Origin of the sequence: Sporichthya polymorpha DSM 43042, from assembly GCF_000384115.1 — a bacterium.
GTDB classification, from domain to species: domain Bacteria; phylum Actinomycetota; class Actinomycetes; order Sporichthyales; family Sporichthyaceae; genus Sporichthya; species Sporichthya polymorpha.
Window position 1 is genome coordinate 2,436,154 of sequence record NZ_KB913029.1, and the last position, 15,915, is coordinate 2,452,068.

14 protein-coding genes are annotated in these 15,915 nt (G+C 70.2%); 12 read left to right on the plus strand and 2 right to left on the minus strand.

Annotated elements, in window-relative coordinates; translation table 11 throughout:
- Nucleotides 1-271: 271 nt before the first annotated feature.
- The 11 genes from SPOPO_RS35890 (at nucleotide 272) to SPOPO_RS0112075 (ending at nucleotide 12,927) form a co-directional block, all read left to right on the plus strand.
- Nucleotides 272-952 carry a collagen-like protein gene (locus tag SPOPO_RS35890; RefSeq protein WP_019875027.1) on the plus strand — a complete coding sequence of 227 codons (681 nt, stop codon included), beginning with the start codon at nucleotides 272-274 and terminating at the stop codon, nucleotides 950-952.
- A gap of 181 nt (nucleotides 953-1,133) precedes the next feature.
- Nucleotides 1,134-1,634: a hypothetical protein gene (locus tag SPOPO_RS0112030; protein WP_019875028.1), complete on the plus strand. Its 501-nt coding sequence runs from the start codon at nucleotides 1,134-1,136 to the stop codon at nucleotides 1,632-1,634.
- Between the two features lie 95 nt (nucleotides 1,635-1,729).
- Nucleotides 1,730-2,653 carry a Rossmann-like and DUF2520 domain-containing protein gene (locus SPOPO_RS0112035; protein ID WP_019875029.1) on the plus strand — a complete coding sequence of 308 codons (924 nt, stop codon included), beginning with the start codon at nucleotides 1,730-1,732 and terminating at the stop codon, nucleotides 2,651-2,653.
- Between the two features lie 362 nt (nucleotides 2,654-3,015).
- Nucleotides 3,016-3,927, plus strand: a complete 912-nt coding sequence (gene panC, locus SPOPO_RS0112040) for a pantoate--beta-alanine ligase (RefSeq protein WP_019875030.1) — start codon at nucleotides 3,016-3,018, stop codon at nucleotides 3,925-3,927.
- 15 nt (nucleotides 3,928-3,942) lie between these two features.
- A complete protein-coding gene (gene panD / locus SPOPO_RS0112045; RefSeq protein ID WP_019875031.1) occupies nucleotides 3,943-4,404 on the plus strand; it encodes an aspartate 1-decarboxylase in 462 nt (153 codons plus the stop codon).
- A gap of 19 nt (nucleotides 4,405-4,423) precedes the next feature.
- Nucleotides 4,424-6,970: an L-aspartate oxidase gene (locus tag SPOPO_RS0112050; protein ID WP_019875032.1), complete on the plus strand. Its 2,547-nt coding sequence runs from the start codon at nucleotides 4,424-4,426 to the stop codon at nucleotides 6,968-6,970.
- Complete coding sequence (locus SPOPO_RS0112055) at nucleotides 6,970-7,767, plus strand: type III pantothenate kinase (protein ID WP_019875033.1); 798 nt, start codon at nucleotides 6,970-6,972, stop codon at nucleotides 7,765-7,767. The genes SPOPO_RS0112050 and SPOPO_RS0112055 overlap by 1 nt, the downstream gene beginning before the upstream one ends.
- 60 nt (nucleotides 7,768-7,827) lie before the next feature.
- Nucleotides 7,828-9,279, plus strand: a complete 1,452-nt coding sequence (gene lysX / locus SPOPO_RS35160; RefSeq protein ID WP_033386361.1) for a bifunctional lysylphosphatidylglycerol synthetase/lysine--tRNA ligase LysX — start codon at nucleotides 7,828-7,830, stop codon at nucleotides 9,277-9,279.
- 2 nt (nucleotides 9,280-9,281) lie between these two features.
- Nucleotides 9,282-9,785, plus strand: a complete 504-nt coding sequence (locus SPOPO_RS35165; RefSeq protein WP_019875035.1) for an amino-acid N-acetyltransferase — start codon at nucleotides 9,282-9,284, stop codon at nucleotides 9,783-9,785.
- 100 nt (nucleotides 9,786-9,885) lie between these two features.
- The gene (locus SPOPO_RS0112070) at nucleotides 9,886-10,212 is read left to right on the plus strand and encodes an Lsr2 dimerization domain-containing protein (protein ID WP_019875036.1); all 327 of its coding nucleotides are present in this window, start codon (nucleotides 9,886-9,888) and stop codon (nucleotides 10,210-10,212) included.
- 213 nt (nucleotides 10,213-10,425) lie between these two features.
- A complete protein-coding gene (locus tag SPOPO_RS0112075) occupies nucleotides 10,426-12,927 on the plus strand; it encodes an ATP-dependent Clp protease ATP-binding subunit (RefSeq protein ID WP_028984722.1) in 2,502 nt (833 codons plus the stop codon).
- Here SPOPO_RS0112075 and SPOPO_RS0112080 read toward each other — a convergent pair.
- A complete protein-coding gene (locus tag SPOPO_RS0112080) occupies nucleotides 12,917-13,864 on the minus strand; it encodes an HhH-GPD family protein (RefSeq protein ID WP_019875038.1) in 948 nt (315 codons plus the stop codon). The two genes, SPOPO_RS0112075 and SPOPO_RS0112080, sit on opposite strands and share 11 nt — an antisense overlap.
- On the opposite strand from SPOPO_RS0112080, the gene SPOPO_RS0112085 reads away from it, so the two are divergent.
- The gene (locus SPOPO_RS0112085; protein ID WP_156869839.1) at nucleotides 13,854-14,741 is read left to right on the plus strand and encodes a hypothetical protein; all 888 of its coding nucleotides are present in this window, start codon (nucleotides 13,854-13,856) and stop codon (nucleotides 14,739-14,741) included. The two genes, SPOPO_RS0112080 and SPOPO_RS0112085, sit on opposite strands and share 11 nt — an antisense overlap.
- Nucleotides 14,742-14,829: 88 nt before the next feature.
- Here SPOPO_RS0112085 and disA read toward each other — a convergent pair whose 3' ends face one another.
- Nucleotides 14,830-15,888: a DNA integrity scanning diadenylate cyclase DisA gene (gene disA / locus SPOPO_RS0112090; RefSeq protein ID WP_028984725.1), complete on the minus strand. Its 1,059-nt coding sequence runs from the start codon at nucleotides 15,886-15,888 to the stop codon at nucleotides 14,830-14,832.
- Between the last annotated feature and the right edge of the window lie 27 nt (nucleotides 15,889-15,915).

Below are 15,915 nucleotides of genomic sequence, written 5' to 3' on the forward strand. Positions count from 1 at the left end.
GCGACTTATGTTTCGAGGCTGCTGACAGCGACCACTGAGACTGGTGTTAACAGAGTGCCATTCACTTTGTCCCTTTTGTGGCACCGACAGGGCTCTGACCTGCGGAAATAACTCCTGTGACAGGTGGGACTTTCGACACCAAAGCGACCCAAGACCACCTATGTCCCATTGATTAGTCAAGTCAGAGCAAAGACGGTTTCCCCACGGCATATCCGAGATCTCTCCAGCAGCAGCGCTGGATAGGTGCGCCGGGAGGAAGTGGGGAACCCATATGAGCAAGCAAATCCTGCGCGGCGCCGCGTTCTTCGGTGCCGCTGCCGTTCTCGGGGTCGCGGGCATGCAGGTCGCCACCGCGGCACCTTCCGTCAACGCCGGCGCGGCGAACCAGACCGGCTCCAGTTTCAGTCAGGCGGACACCGGCGAGAATGTCGCCGCCCACGGCAAGCGTGGTCCTCGTGGTCCGCGTGGTTTCACCGGTCCTCGCGGCCCGGCGGGTCCGCGTGGTGCGACAGGTCCGATGGGTCCGCAGGGCATTCAAGGCCCGCCCGGCCAGGGCGTCACCCTGGTTGTGGGCACGGCGACGGCTTCGATCCCCGGTTTCCCGCTCAACGCGACCGACGGTGTCATTCCGTTCGGTCCGGTCGCGGGAGGGGGAGGCGATTACGCCTTCGCGACGTCTTCCATGACGATCAGCGCTTTCAGGGTTCAGGCGGCCGACAACGTCACCCTCAGTGGCGACACCTACGCGTTGGCCTGGCAGAACGTGGACCCGAACACCGGGAACCTCATCGGTCCGGTCACGTCCATCGAATGTCAGGTCCCCGTGAACGGTCGCAGTTGTCTTTCGACCGGAACGCTCAACGTTCCGGCCGGGGCCGCCTACTGGTTCCAGGGAATCAATGGGGGCAGCGCCCTGCCCGAGAACGGCACGTTCAGCTACTACGTCTCGTAAGGCACCGCTGCGAGACCCTTCGGACGGCCCGGCCCTGCGGGGCCGGGCCGTTCCTGGCGCGCTCGAGCCGCACGGGCCGGTCCGTTGGCTCGGCAGCCAAAGGAGTGGATCACCGTCAATCGACATGACTGATACCGCGTGCCCGGCCGAGTCGGTTGGCACGCGAAAGAGGTGACAGCGAATGCGTGACAACGCGTTGCGGAGTTTCATGTTCTTCGGTGCCGCTGCCGTTCTCGGGGTCGCCGGCATGCAGATCGCAGTCGCCTCTCCCGTCGTCGAGACAGCCGGTCCGTCGAGCATCGACACCACCTTGTTCGTCGGCGCCTCGGCGAGGGAGATGCTCGGAGACGACTTGGGCGGCGTCGCCTACAGCCCGTTCGGATTAACCGGTTCGCCGATTGCGGTGCGCTCACTCAAGGACATGACGCTGTCGGACTTCCGGGTCGCCGGCGACACCCGTATCTCCGGGTTCTCATTCACCCTGGCGACCGTGGCGACCGACCCGAACACCGGGAAGGCACAAGGGCCGGTCTCTTCGATCACCTGCAAGGTGCCGGTCGCCGGGACGAGGTGCGTGGCTCCCGAGAGCCTGGCCGTCCCCGCCGGAAACTTCTATTGGTTCCAGCCGCTGGGGACAAGCTTCGCCCCCTCAGGTACGACGTGGCACTACATCGCCTCGTAGGCGGCTGACACCGGAAACAGCTCGATGCGATCGGTATGACCTCGCGGGCCGGGCCGGTCGGCCGTCTCGGGGGCGAGCCCTGAGACGATCACCGCGTGAGCGCGCTCGAACCTGGTCGCCCGGGGAAGTCCGGCCGCCCCGCCCGGCTGAAGGTCGGGGTGATCGGGGCGGGGAAGGTGGGGGCGGTCCTCGGGGCCGCGCTGATGCAGGCCGGGCACCGGGTGGTCGCGGCCTCCGGGGTCAGCCGTAAGAGTCAGGACCGCGCGCACGACCTTCTCGACGGCGTCGCGCTCACCGACCCCTTCGACGTCGCCGGCAAGGCGGACCTGCTGCTGGTCGCGGTCCCCGACGACGCGCTCCCGCCGCTGACCACCGGCCTCGCGGACGGGCACGCCGTCCCCGCCGGGACCCTCGTCGCGCACACCTCGGGCCGGTACGGCACCGACGTCCTGGAGCCGCTGACCCGGATCGGGTGCCTGCCGCTCGCGCTGCACCCCGTCATGACCTTCACCGGGACCCGCGTCGACCTTGCCCGGCTCGCCGGCGCCTGCTTCGGTGTCACCGCCCCGGAGCCGCTGCGCCCCGTCGCGGAGGCCCTCGTCGTCGAGATGGGGTCGGACCCTCAGTGGGTCGAGGAGGACAAGCGCGGGCTCTACCACGCGGCCCTCGCCAACGGCGCGAATCACCTGGTCACGCTGGTCGCGCAGTCGGGCGCGCTGCTCGCGAAGGCCGGGGTCGAGAACCCGTCCCGCCTGCTCGGGCCCCTGCTCGGCGCCGCCCTCGACAACGCCCTGCGCTCCGGCGACCACGCGCTCACCGGCCCCGTCGCCCGCGGGGACGCCGGGACCGTGGCCGTCCACATCGAGGAGATCGCCAAGGTCTCCCCGGAGGCCGCCGCTGCGTACGTCGCGATGGCCCGCCTTACCGCCGACCGCGCGCTCGTCGCGGGCCTGCTCACCCCCGACGCCGCGTCCTCCCTGCTCGCGGTCCTGGGCAAGCGCCACCCGTTCGAGCCCTGAGCCGGCCGTCGCGGCCCCAGTGAGCGACAGAGTTGCAACCAGTGGGGTGCCCTGACGTCCGCCAGTCGCCCCACCCGTTTCAACCCTGTCGCTGACTGGGGCGCCCGTCCGGAGCCCCGCCCCGGCGGCCTCCCGGCACGGCGGTCGGGCCGAACCGGCGGTCATGGACTGGTTGGACGAGTTGCAACACCTGGGGCAACTGAGCCGCCTCAGGCGCCCCACCTCTTTCAACTCGTCCAGCCAACGCACAGGTTCGTGAGTCCTGCGTCACCGCGGATCGGGATTACACGGAGATGACGGGGGCGTTTACACTCGTGGCGCCACTGCACGTCCGGTACCCGACGAGGACTGGAACGAAGGCAATGACCTCAACCGCCCTGCTCGATCCCGCACGCCCGACGACGACCACCCCCGTGGTGGCGCGCACCCGTGCGGAACTGAACGCCGCCCTGGCCGAACTCGAACTCACGAGGCCCGGGCCCCGCGGCGTCGTGATGACGATGGGTGCCCTGCACGACGGGCACGCCGAGCTGATGCGCACCGCCCGTCGGGAGTGCGCCAGCGTCGTCGCGACGATCTTCGTCAACCCCCTGCAGTTCGGGGCGAACGAGGATCTCGACAAGTACCCGCGCACCTTCGAGGCCGACCTCGCGCTGTGCGCGGAGGCCGGGGTGGACGTGCTCTTCCATCCGGGCGAGGCCGAGATGTACCCGCACGGCCGCCCGGCCACCGTGGTCACCGCCGGCCCGCTCGGCGATGACCTGGAGGGTGCATCCCGGCCCGGCCACTTCGACGGTGTCCTCACCGTCGTGCTGAAGCTGCTGCACCTGACTGGCCCTCAGATCGCTTATTTCGGCGAGAAGGACTACCAGCAGCTGACCCTGATCCGGCAGATGGTCACCGACCTCGACCTCGACGTCCGGATCGCGCCCGTCCCGACGGTGCGGGAGGCGGACGGGCTCGCCCGCTCCAGCCGGAACCGCTACCTCTCCGACGCCGAGCGCGCCGGGGCCCTCGCGATCTCCCGCGCGCTGCGCGCCGGAGCCGCGGCCGGTCCCGACGGCCCGGACGCCGTCCTCGCGGCCGCGAAGGCGACCCTGGCTGCCGAACCCGGCCTGGTCGTGGATTACGTTGCGCTGCGCGACCCCGAACTAGCCCCTGCACCAGACACCGGCGAGACCCGCCTGCTGGTAGCTGCGAAAGCCGGAACAACGCGGCTGATCGACAACCTGCCCGTGCTGCTCGGTCCGACCGTGCAGACCGCCCGGAACTGAAGGGACGCCGCCACCGTGTTCCGCACCATGCTGAAGTCCAAGATCCACCGCGCCACCGTGACGCAGGCCGACCTGCACTACGTCGGCTCGATCACCATCGACGAGGACCTCCTCGACGCCGCCGATCTCCTCGCCGGCGAGCAGGTCGCGATCGTCGACATCGACAACGGCGCCCGCCTCGAGACCTACGTGATCCCGGGCCCGCGTGGGACCGGCATCATCGGCATCAACGGTGCCGCTGCGCGCCTGGTCCAGCCCGGCGACCTCGTCATCATCATCAGCTACATGGGCGTCACCGACGCCGAGGCCCGCGAGCTGAAGCCGAAGGTCGTGCACGTCGACGGCCGCAACAACATCGTGCACATCGACGGCGACCCGGCCGCTCCCGTCCCCGGCGACGGCGAGGACCGCGGCGACCTGCGTGGCGACGTTCTGATGAACCGTCACGCCGCTGCGCCCGTGCACGTCGGCCGCTGAGCGGAGCGACGACCAGGCCATGAGCGGGTTGCCGCGGCGGCTCGCTGCACCGGAGCCCGGATGGGTTGCGGAGGCCGACGTCGTCGTCGTCGGGTCCGGCATCGCCGGGCTGACGATCGCGCTCCGCGCGGCGAACTCCCTCGCGGAGTTCGGTGGCCGCGTCCTGCTCGTCACCAAGGACGTCCTCGCGGCGGGCTCGACCCAGTGGGCGCAGGGTGGCATCGCCGCCGCCCTCGGCCCGGAGGACAGCCCCGCCGAGCACGAGCGCGACACCCTCCTCGCGGGGGACGGCTTGTGCGACCCCGATGCGGTTCGGCTCCTCGTCCACGAGGGCCCGGCTGCTGTTCGCCGCCTGATCGCGGGCGGCGCCGTGTTCGACCTCGCGGCCGACGGGGAACTCGCCCTCGGCCGCGAGGGCGGTCATCGTCGTGACCGCATCGCCCACGCCGGCGGGGACGCCACCGGCGCGGAGATCCAGCGCGCACTCGTCGACGCCGTCCGCGCCGACTCGCGCATCGAGGTCATCGAGCACGCTCTCGGTCTCGACCTGCTGCTCGGGGCCGACGGCGGCGTCGCCGGCCTGACGCTGCACGTGATGGGGGAGGGCCAGCGCGACGGTGTCGGCGCGGTGCACGCCCCGATCGTCGTCCTCGCCACCGGCGGCCTCGGCCAGGTCTACGAGGCGACGACGAACCCGCTCGTCTCCACCGGCGACGGCACCGCGATGGCGCTGCGCGCCGGCGCGGTCGTGCGCGACCTGGAGTTCGTCCAGTTCCACCCGACCGTCCTCTGGCTCGGCCCCGGCGCCGCCGGCCAGCAGCCGCTGATCTCTGAGGCGGTCCGCGGCGAGGGCGCGGTGCTCGTCGACGCGAAGGGCCAGCCGTTCATGGCCGGCGAGCACGAGCTCGGCGACCTCGCGCCGCGCAGCGTCGTCGCCAAGGCGATCCTGCGCCGGATGAACGCGACCGGCGTCCCGCACGTGTGGCTCGACGCCCGCGGCCTCGGCGCGCAGACGTGGGAGGCGCGCTTCCCGACGATCCTCGCCAAGTGCCGCGAGCACGGCATCGACCCGGTGACCGACCTGATCCCGGTCGTGCCCGCGTGCCACTACGCCTCCGGCGGGGTCCGCACGGACCTCGCGGGCCGCTCGACGGTCCCCGGCCTGTACGCCTGCGGCGAGGCCGCGTGCTCCGGCGTGCACGGGGCGAACCGCCTCGCGTCGAACTCCCTCCTCGAGGGCCTGGTCTTCGCCGAGCGGATCGCCGAGGACCTCGAGCGCACGTTCCGCACCGGCCGCCCCGCCCGTCGCGAGCCGATCAAGGACCGCCGGGAGCCCGGCGTCATCGCGGGCAGCGTCCGGCGGGAGATCCAGCAGCTGATGAGCGCCGGCGCCGGCGTGCTCCGCAACGACCGCGGCCTGCGCGAGACCGAGAGCGCGCTGATCTTCCTCGGCCGCTCGCACCCCGGCGAGCCGTGCGTCGAGTCCTGGGAGACGACGAACCTGCTGACGGTCGCGCGGTTCCTCGTCGCGGCCGCCGCCGAGCGCGCCGAGACCCGCGGCTCCCACTGGCGCGAGGACTACCCCGACCGCGACGATGCCGAGTGGCTCGGTCATCTGGACTGCCGCCTCACCGACGAGGGGGTCTCGATGGTGCACACCGCGGGGCACCTCGGCGTCCCCTCCGCGCTGCTCTCAGCCGAGCTCGGCGAGGCCGGGCTCCCGGTCGCGGAGGTGCTCGACATCGTCTCCCGCGCCTTGGCCGAGGATCTCGCCCCCGGCCGCGCGGACGTCACCAGCACCGCGACCGTCCCCGCCGAGCAGCGCAGCACCGCCGACGTCGTCGCCCGCGCGGACGGGGTCGTCGCCGGCCTCTCCGTCGCCCGCGCGGTGTTCGAGACCGTGACGCGGGGCGCGGCGCTGGTCGACCTGCTGGCGAAGGACGGCGAGCGCGTCCGTCGCGGCGACGTGCTGATGTCGGTCTCGGGTCGGACGGTGGACCTGCTCGTCGCCGAGCGGACCGCGCTGAACTTCCTGTGCCACCTCTCCGGCATCGCGACCGCGACCCGCGCCTGGGCCGACGCCCTCGCCGGCACCCGCGCCCGCGTCCGCGACACCCGCAAGACCACGCCCGGCCTGCGCGCGCTGGAGAAGTACGCCGTCCGCGCCGGGGGCGGCGTGAACCACCGCCTGTCGCTGTGGGACGAGGCGCTGATCAAGGACAACCACGTCATCGCCGCGGGCGGGATCGTCGAGGCGTTCGAGGCCGTGCGCTCCCGGTACCCGGACCTCCCGGTCGAGGTCGAGGTCGACTCCCTGACGCAGCTTCAGGCCGTGCTCGAAGCCGGTGCGGAGCTCGTCCTGCTCGACAACTTCACGCCCGATCAGATGCGGAAGGCGGTTGCCCTGAACAACGGCCGGGCGCGGCTCGAGGCCAGCGGCGGGCTGACGTTCGCCGACGCTGCCGCCGTCGCGGCCACCGGTGTTGACTACATCTCCGTCGGCGCGCTCACCCACTCGGCGCCGATCCTCGACATTGCTCTGGACCTGCGCGAGGAGTCCAGCTGATGCTGCTCACCATCGACGTCGGCAACACCCACACCGTCCTGGGGCTGTTCGACGACAAGGAGATCGTCGAGCACTGGCGGATCGCCACCGACGCCCGCCGGACCGCCGACGAGCTCGCCGTGACGTTCCGGTCGCTGCTCGAGCGGTACGTCCCGCCCGGCGGTGCGCCCGAGGGCGACCTCGTCACCGGCATCTCGATGTGCTCGACCGTCCCCTCGGTCCTGCACGAGATGCGCGAGATGTTCCGCCGGTACTACCCCGACGTGCCGTCCGTCGTCGTCGAGCCCGGCGTGCGCACCGGCGTCCCCGTCCTCATGGACAACCCGAAGGAGGTCGGCGCCGACCGCGTCGTGAACTCCCTGGCCGCCGCGCACCTCTACGGCGGCCCGTGCATCGTCGTCGACCTCGGCACCGCGACCACCTTCGACGCCGTCAGCGCCCGCGGCGAGTACATCGGCGGCGCGATCGCCCCCGGCATCGAGATCTCCGTCGAGGCCCTCGGCTCCCGCGGCGCCCAGCTCCGCAAGGTCGAGCTCGCCCGCCCCCGCTCGGTCATCGGCAAGTCGACCGTCGAGGCCATGCAAGCCGGCATCCTCTACGGCTTCGCCGGCCAGATCGACGGGATCGTCGAGCGCATGGCCGCCGAGCTCTCCGACGACCCCGACACCGTCACCGTCGTCGCCACCGGCGGCCTCGCGACGATCATCCTCGCCGAGGCCTCCACCATCGACGTCCACGAGCCCTGGCTCACCCTCGTCGGCCTGCGCCTCATCTTCGAGCGGAATACGCCTGCGTAGGCGTCCTCCCGCGGGAAGTAATCTCTGCGGGTGATCGAGGAGAACGAACTGCCGGAGCAGATGCGGGTCCGGCGGGAGAAGTTGGAGCGGCTGCGGGCGACGGGAGTCGACCCGTACCCGGTGACCTTCGAGCGGACCGCGACGGCGGCCGAGCTCGCGGCGAAGCACACGGGCCTCGAGCCCGACACCCACACGGGGGAAACCGCCGGGGTGACCGGCCGGGTCCTGCTCTCGCGGGTCGGCGGCAAGCTCTGCTTCGCGACGCTGCGGGACGGCAGCGGCGACATCCAGGTGATGCTCTCCCTCGACAAGCTCGGGCCGGACGCGCTCGCGGCCTGGAAGTCCGACGTCGACCTCGGGGATCACGTCGGCATCACCGGCGAGGTCATCACCTCCAAGCGGGGTGAGCTCTCGGTCCTCGCCGACTCCTGGACGCTGACCGCCAAGTGCCTGCGCCCGCTGCCGGACAAGCACAAGGGTCTGTCCGACCCGGAGGCGTTGGTCCGACAGCGTTACGTCGACCTGATCGTGAACCCCGAGGCCCGGCGGATGCTCACGATGCGCTCGGAGATGGTTCGCTCTCTGCGAAACACGTTGGCCGAGGCGGGCTTTCTCGAGGTCGAGACGCCGATGCTCCAGGCCATTCACGGCGGCGCGAATGCGCGTCCGTTCGTCACGCACATCAATGCCTACGACGCGGACCTGTATCTGCGTATCGCGCCCGAGTTGTATCTGAAGCGACTTGCGGTCGGCGGTGTCGAGAAGGTTTTCGAGATCAACCGCAACTTCCGGAACGAAGGCGTCGACGCGACGCACAATCCGGAGTTCACGATGCTCGAGGCGTATGAGGCCTACGGCGACTACAACACGATGGCCGACCTGACGCGACGTCTCATCCTGAACGCGACGCGCGACGCCGTCGGAAGCACCGTCATCAACCGCGGTGGCGAGGAATTCGACATCGGCGGCGAATGGCGCACGGTCACGGTGAACGAGGGATTGTCCGAGGCCCTCGGAACCGAGATCACCGCCGACACTCCGGTCGCGGACCTGATCGCGTTGTGCCAGAAGGCGGACATCCCGTACAACCCCGACTGGAACCGCGGCCAGATTGTTCTGGAGATGTACGAGCACCTGCTGGAGGAACGCACGGTTCTGCCGACGTTCTACCGCGATTTCCCCACCGAGGTCTCGCCGCTGACGCGGGCTCACCGGGAGGATCCGCGATTGGCGGAACGGTGGGATCTCGTCGCATTCGGCACCGAGATCGGCACTGCTTATTCCGAACTCATCGACCCGGTGGAACAGCGCGCCCGGCTCACCGCGCAGTCGTTGCAGGCCGCCGGCGGCGACGCGGAGGCGATGCAGCTCGACGAGGACTTCCTCCGCGCCCTCGAGTACGCGATGCCCCCGACCGGCGGCATGGGCATGGGCGTCGACCGGCTGCTCATGATGATGACCGGCGCCAGCATCCGGCAGACCGTGCTGTTCCCGTTCGTCCGTCCGGAGTGAGCGTGCAGATCCGGCGCGCTCGCACCGCGGACGTGCGGGAGATCCAGCGCTTCATCGACGTCTACGCCGACGACAAGATCCTGCTCTCGAAGCCGACCGTCCAGCTGTACGAGGACGTGCAGGAGTTCTGGATCGCCGAGCGGACGACCGAGACCGGCCCCCGGGTCGTCGGCTGCGGGGCGCTGCACGTGATGTGGGAGGACCTCGCCGAGGTCCGCACCCTGGCCGTCACCCCGGACGAGCGCGGCACCGGCGTCGGGCACCTGCTGCTGGCGAAGCTGATCGAAGTCGCGCGGGAACTCGGCGTCGCGCGGGTGTTCTGCCTGACCTTCGAGGTCGAGTTCTTCACCAAGCACGGATTCCAGCAGATCGACGGCGTCCCGGTCGATCAAGAGGTGTACGCGCAGATTCTGCAGTCGTACGACGAAGGTGTCGCCGAGTTCCTGGATCTCGAACGGGTGAAGCCGAACACCTTGGGTAACTCCCGGATGCTGCTGACCTTATAGATTCCTCTAAGCTGGAACGACTGAGCCGGATTGCGAGGCCGGGGAATTCCTGCTTTGCTTTTCCGCGTATCGAACCGTTGCAGACAGGGGAATGCCCACCATGGCGCAAAAGACGCTGGTCATTCTTGAGGACGACCTGGACGGCGGTGAGGCCGCTGAGACGGTTTCCTTCTCGCTCGACGGCGTCGCCTACGAGATCGATCTTTCCGCCAAGAACGCCGCGAAGTTGCGCGACGCGATGGCCCTCTATGTGGGCTCCGCCCGCCGTGTGGGTGGCCGCGCCGCCCGCGGTAAGGCGAAGGCCCGCACCGGAAACGCGCGCACTGCCGACATCCGGGAATGGGCGCGGACGAACGGTCTCGACGTGAGCGAACGCGGTCGTATTCCCGCGTCGATCGTCGAGCAGTACGAGAAGGTTCACAAATAGGACATCCGGTCCCCGAACCGAACAACGCTTCAGCTGCAGCGGCCCCGCACCGATGAGAGGTGCGGGGCCCTCGTTGTTGCGGGAGCGTTCTGGGCGTTGTTCAGGGCAGGTAACGGCTGTGGTCCTCGCCCGTCATGACCAGGTCCCCGGGACTAGAGTGGCGAAGGACGGCGTTAGGCCCTCGCACGTAAAGGCCGTAGGGGAGCGCAGAACATGTTCGAGAGATTCACCGACAGAGCCCGTCGGGTGGTCGTCCTGGCCCAGGAAGAGGCCCGGATGCTCAACCACAACTACATCGGGACCGAGCACATCCTGCTCGGCCTCATCCACGAGGGCGAGGGTGTCGCTGCGAAGGCCCTGGAGAGCCTGGGCATTTCGCTGGAGGCCGTCCGCCAGCAGGTCGAGGAGATCATCGGCCAGGGCCAGCAGGCCCCGTCCGGGCACATCCCCTTCACTCCGCGCGCCAAGAAGGTCCTGGAGCTGTCGCTGCGCGAGGCGCTGCAGCTCGGCCACAACTACATCGGCACCGAGCACATCCTGCTCGGTCTCATCCGCGAGGGTGAGGGCGTCGCCGCCCAGGTGCTGGTCAAGCTCGGCGCGGACCTCAACCGTGTCCGCCAGCAGGTCATCCAGCTCCTGTCCGGCTACCAGGGCAAGGAGCCGGCGGCCGCCGGCGGTCCCCAGGAAGGCACGCCGTCCACCTCGCTCGTGCTCGACCAGTTCGGCCGCAACCTCACGCAGGCCGCCCGGGAGGGCAAGCTCGACCCGGTCATCGGGCGCGAGAAGGAGATCGAGCGGGTCATGCAGGTCCTCTCGCGGCGCACCAAGAACAACCCGGTGCTGATCGGCGAGCCCGGCGTCGGCAAGACCGCCGTCGTCGAGGGCCTGTCCCAGAAGATCGTCCGCGGCGAGGTCCCCGAGACCCTCAAGGACAAGCAGCTGTACACCCTCGACCTCGGCGCCCTGGTCGCCGGTTCCCGCTACCGCGGTGACTTCGAGGAGCGGCTGAAGAAGGTCCTCAAGGAGATCCGCACCCGCGGCGACATCATCCTGTTCATCGACGAGCTGCACACGCTGGTCGGTGCCGGCGCTGCTGAAGGAGCCATCGACGCCGCGTCGATCCTGAAGCCGATGCTCGCCCGCGGTGAGCTGCAGACCATCGGCGCGACGACGCTGGACGAGTACCGCAAGCACCTGGAGAAGGACGCCGCGCTCGAGCGCCGCTTCCAGCCGATCCAGGTCGCGGAGCCGTCGCTGGCGCACACCATCGAGATCCTCAAGGGCCTGCGCGACCGGTACGAGGCGCACCACCGCGTCTCGATCACCGACTCCGCGCTGGTCGCGGCCGCCACCCTGGCCGACCGCTACATCTCCGACCGGTTCCTGCCGGACAAGGCGATCGACCTCATCGACGAGGCCGGCTCGCGCATGCGCATCCGTCGCATGACCGCGCCGCCGGACCTGCGCGAGTTCGACGAGCGCATCGCCTCGGTCCGCCGGGACAAGGAGTCGGCGATCGACGCGCAGGACTTCGAGAAGGCTGCCTCGCTCCGCGACAAGGAGAAGCAGCTCCTCGCCGAGAAGTCGACGCGCGAGAAGGAGTGGAAGGCCGGCGACATGGACGTCGTCGCCGAGGTGGACGAGGAGCTCATCGCCGAGGTCCTCGCGACCGCGACGGGCATCCCGGTCTTCAAGCTGACCGAGGAGGAGTCGACCCGACTGCTCCGCATGGAGGACGAGCTGCACAAGCGCGTCATCGGTCAGAAGGAAGCCATCAAGGCCCTCTCGCAGGCGATCCGCCGTACCCGCGCCGGTCTGAAGGACCCGAAGCGTCCGGGTGGTTCGTTCATCTTCGCCGGCCCGTCCGGTGTCGGTAAGACCGAGCTGTCCAAGACCCTCGCGGAGTTCCTGTTCGGCGACGAGGACGCCCTCATCGCCCTGGACATGTCCGAGTTCTCCGAGAAGCACACGGTCTCGCGCCTGTTCGGTTCGCCCCCCGGCTACGTGGGCTACGAAGAGGGCGGCCAGCTGACTGAGAAGGTGCGGCGCAAGCCGTTCTCGGTGGTCCTGTTCGACGAGGTCGAGAAGGCCCACCCGGACATCTTCAACTCGCTGCTGCAGATCCTGGAGGACGGTCGCCTGACCGACGCCCAGGGTCGGGTCGTCGACTTCAAGAACACCGTCATCATCATGACGACGAACCTGGGTACCCGGGACATCTCCAAGGGCATCAACCTGGGCTTCGCGGCCGACGGCAACCAGCAGACCGGCTACGAGCGGATGAAGCTCAAGGTCCAGGACGAGCTCAAGCAGCACTTCCGGCCCGAGTTCCTCAACCGCGTCGACGACATCGTCGTGTTCCACCAGCTGTTCGAGGAGGAGATCATCCAGATCGTGGATCTGATGGTCGCCAAGCTCGACGAGCGGCTGAAGGACAAGGACATGGCCGTCGAGGTCACGCCGGCGGCGAAGCAGCTGCTCGCGAAGCGGGGCTTCGACCCGGTCCTCGGCGCCCGGCCCCTGCGTCGTGCGATTCAGCGCGAGGTCGAGGACGCCCTCTCGGAGAAGATCCTCTACTCCGAGCTGCGTCCGGGCCAGATCGTCGTCGTGGACGTCGAGGGCGAGGGCGACTCGGCCAAGTTCACCTTCCGCGGTGAGCCGAAGCCGATCACCGTCCCCGACTCCCCGCCGGTGGAGCTCGGCTCTACGGAGTAGCCACACCCGGTAGACGGAACATCTCGTCGCCGGCGGCCTCGATGAGGCCGTCGGCGACGAGCCCGTTAAAGGCCCGTTCGCGCTGCTCGGCCCTGTCCCAGCAGGCGGCGAGGACGTCGGCGGGGACGGCGTCCGGGAACGCGTCGCGCAGGACGGCCAGCAGCCGGCCGCGGACCTGGCGGTCGGTGCCGGCGTAGGTCTGGACCCTGCGGGGCGGGCCGTCGTCGGCGGGCCGGCCCGCGGCGTGCCAGGCGCAGTTGGCGACGACGGGGCAGAGCTCGCAGCGGGGGGAGCGAGCGGTGCAGACCAGCGCCCCGAGCTCCATGGACGCGACGGCCCAGCGGGCGGCGGTGGCGGGGTCCTCGGGCAGCAGTGCCGTCGCCCGGGCGCGCTCGGCGGCGGTGATCGAGGTGCCCGGGAGCTCGCGCCCGTCGACGGTGCGCGCGAGAACGCGACGCACGTTCGTGTCGAGGACGACGTGGCGCCGTCCGTAGGCGAAGGACGCGACCGCGGCTGCCGTGTAGTCGCCGATGCCGGGGAGGGCTCGCAGCGCCTCGTAGTCGGCGGGGACGACGCCGTCGTGGCGTTCGGTGATGGCGACCGCCGCCTCGTGCAGGCGCAGCGCCCGGCGCGGGTACCCGAGCCGGCCCCAGGCGGCCACCGCCTCGCCGGGGGAGTCGGCGGCGAGCGCGTCCGGCGTCGGCCAGCGCGTCATCCACGCCTCGTACACGGGCCGGACCCGCGCGACCGGGGTCTGTTGGAGCATCACTTCGCTGACGAGGACCGACCAGCCGTCGATGCCGGGCGCGCGCCAGGGCAGGTCCCGCGCGTTGGCGGCATACCACTGCAGGACCTGTGAGACCAGTCGCGTTCCCGGCGTGGCTTCCAGGTCCGGCGACGGGTCCGGCCTACCGTGGCGAGCAGTCATGAACTCCATTCTCGATCCAGCCGGTGAACGGCCCTCGGCGGTGTACTGGCGTCGACGGGCGATGGTGTTTGCTGCGTTCGCGGTCGTGGTGCTCCTGATGGCGAAGGCCTGCGGCGGGGATGGGCCCGACCTGTCGAAGACCGTGGTGCAGCGGGAGGTCCCGCTCGTCTCGACCTTCACGCCGACCCCGAAAGCGACGCCAGTCCCGACCGAGGCGCCGTCCAGCGACCCCGGAGTCGCTGACGACCCGAACAACCCCTACGAGCCCGGCGGTACGCCCGCGGCCCCGTGCTCCGACCCGAACGTCGCGGACATGGTCGGCGAGGACGGTCAGCCGCTCTGCGACGAGACCGTGACCCCGGCGACCGCGACTCCGACCGCCACCGCCGCGACCGTGGGTCCGACGGTCGGTCCGACAGCCAAGCCGACGAAGACCGCGAAGCCGACCCCGTCGGTGACCGCGACCCCGACCTCCGACAGCGAGGCCGCGGGCCCGAACTCGTGCGCCAAGTCCGCGCTCGCCGTCAAGCTCAAGACCGACCAGCGCGTGTACTCCGGCAAGCAGAAGCCGAAGCTCTACCTCGGCGTCCAGAACACCGGCGACGTCGCGTGCCTGGTCGACATGGGCTCGAAGGCGCTGTCGATCACGATCATCTCCGGCAAGGACCGCATCTGGTCCTCCGACGACTGCCAGGGCAAGGGCACCAGCGACGTCCGTCTCCTGAAGCCGGGTCAGACCCTCTGGGCCCGCTCCATCTGGGGCAAGGTCCGCTCCCAGCCCGGCTGCCCGAAGGGCATGGCCGCCGCGAAGCCCGGCACCTACGTCGTGGAGGGCTCCGCCGGCGGCGTTCAGGCCCGCAAGCGCGCCGTCATCGACCTCCGCTGACCCCCCCGTTGATAAGGGGTGTCACCCTTTGTCGACCGGGGGCTGGCCGTTGATATGGGGTGTCACCCTTTGTCAACCGGGGCCGGGGTCAGACGTAGCGCTCGAGGATCGAGGACTCGGCGAGGCGGGAGAGGCCTTCGCGGACGGAGCGGGCGCGGGACTCGCCCACGCCTTCCACGCGCTGGAGGTCGTCGATGCTCGCCGCGAGGAGCTTCTGCAGGCCGCCGAAGTGCTCGACGAGGCGGTCGATGACGGCCGAGGGCAGACGCGGGACCTTCGCGAGCAGCCGGAAGCCGCGGGGGCTGACGGCGGCGTCGAGGGCCTCCGGGCTGCCGGAGTGGCCGAGGGCGCGGGCGACGGTCGGGAGGTCGAGCAGGTCGGTCGCGGTGAGGGAGTTCAGCGCCTCGAGCGAGTCCTCGACCGTGTACGGGTTCCGGCCGGTGATCGGCGGGAGGTAGTCGCGGGCGACCTGCTGACGGTCCGGCTCGACGCCGGAGATGAGCTCGTCCAGCTGCAGCGCGAGCAGGCGGCCGTCGGTGCCGAGTTCGACGACGTAGCCCTCGATCTCGCGGGCGATGCGGCGCACCATCTCCAGGCGCTGGGCGACGGCGGCGACGTCGCGGATCGTCACGAGGTCCTCGATCTCCAGCGCCGACAGGGTGCCGGAGACCTCGTCGAGGCGGAGCTTGTACCGCTCGAGCGTGGCGAGGGCCTGGTTCGCGCGGTCGAGGATCGAGCGCGACTCCTCGAGGACGTGCCGCTGCCCCTGGATGTAAAGGGCAATCAGATTCATCGACTGGCTGACCGAGATGACCGGCAGCCCGACCTGGCGTGAGACGCGGTCCGCGGTGCGGTGCCGGGTACCCGACTCCTCGGTGGGGATCGACGAGTCCGGCATCAGGTGCACGGCCGCGCGCAGAATCTTCGTGGCGTCGCGGTCGAGGACGATCGCGCCGTCCATCTTCGCCAGCTCACGCAGGCGCGTCGCGGAGAACTCGACGTCCAGCACGAACCCGCCGGTGCACATCGACTCGACGGTCTTGTCGTGGCCGAACACGATCAGCGCGCCGGTGTGGCCGCGAAGGATGCGTTCGAGGCCCTCGCGCAGTTGCGTCCCCGGGGCGACGGCGGCCAGCGTGGCGCGCAGAAGCGCCTCGTGTTCGGCTCCCGATCG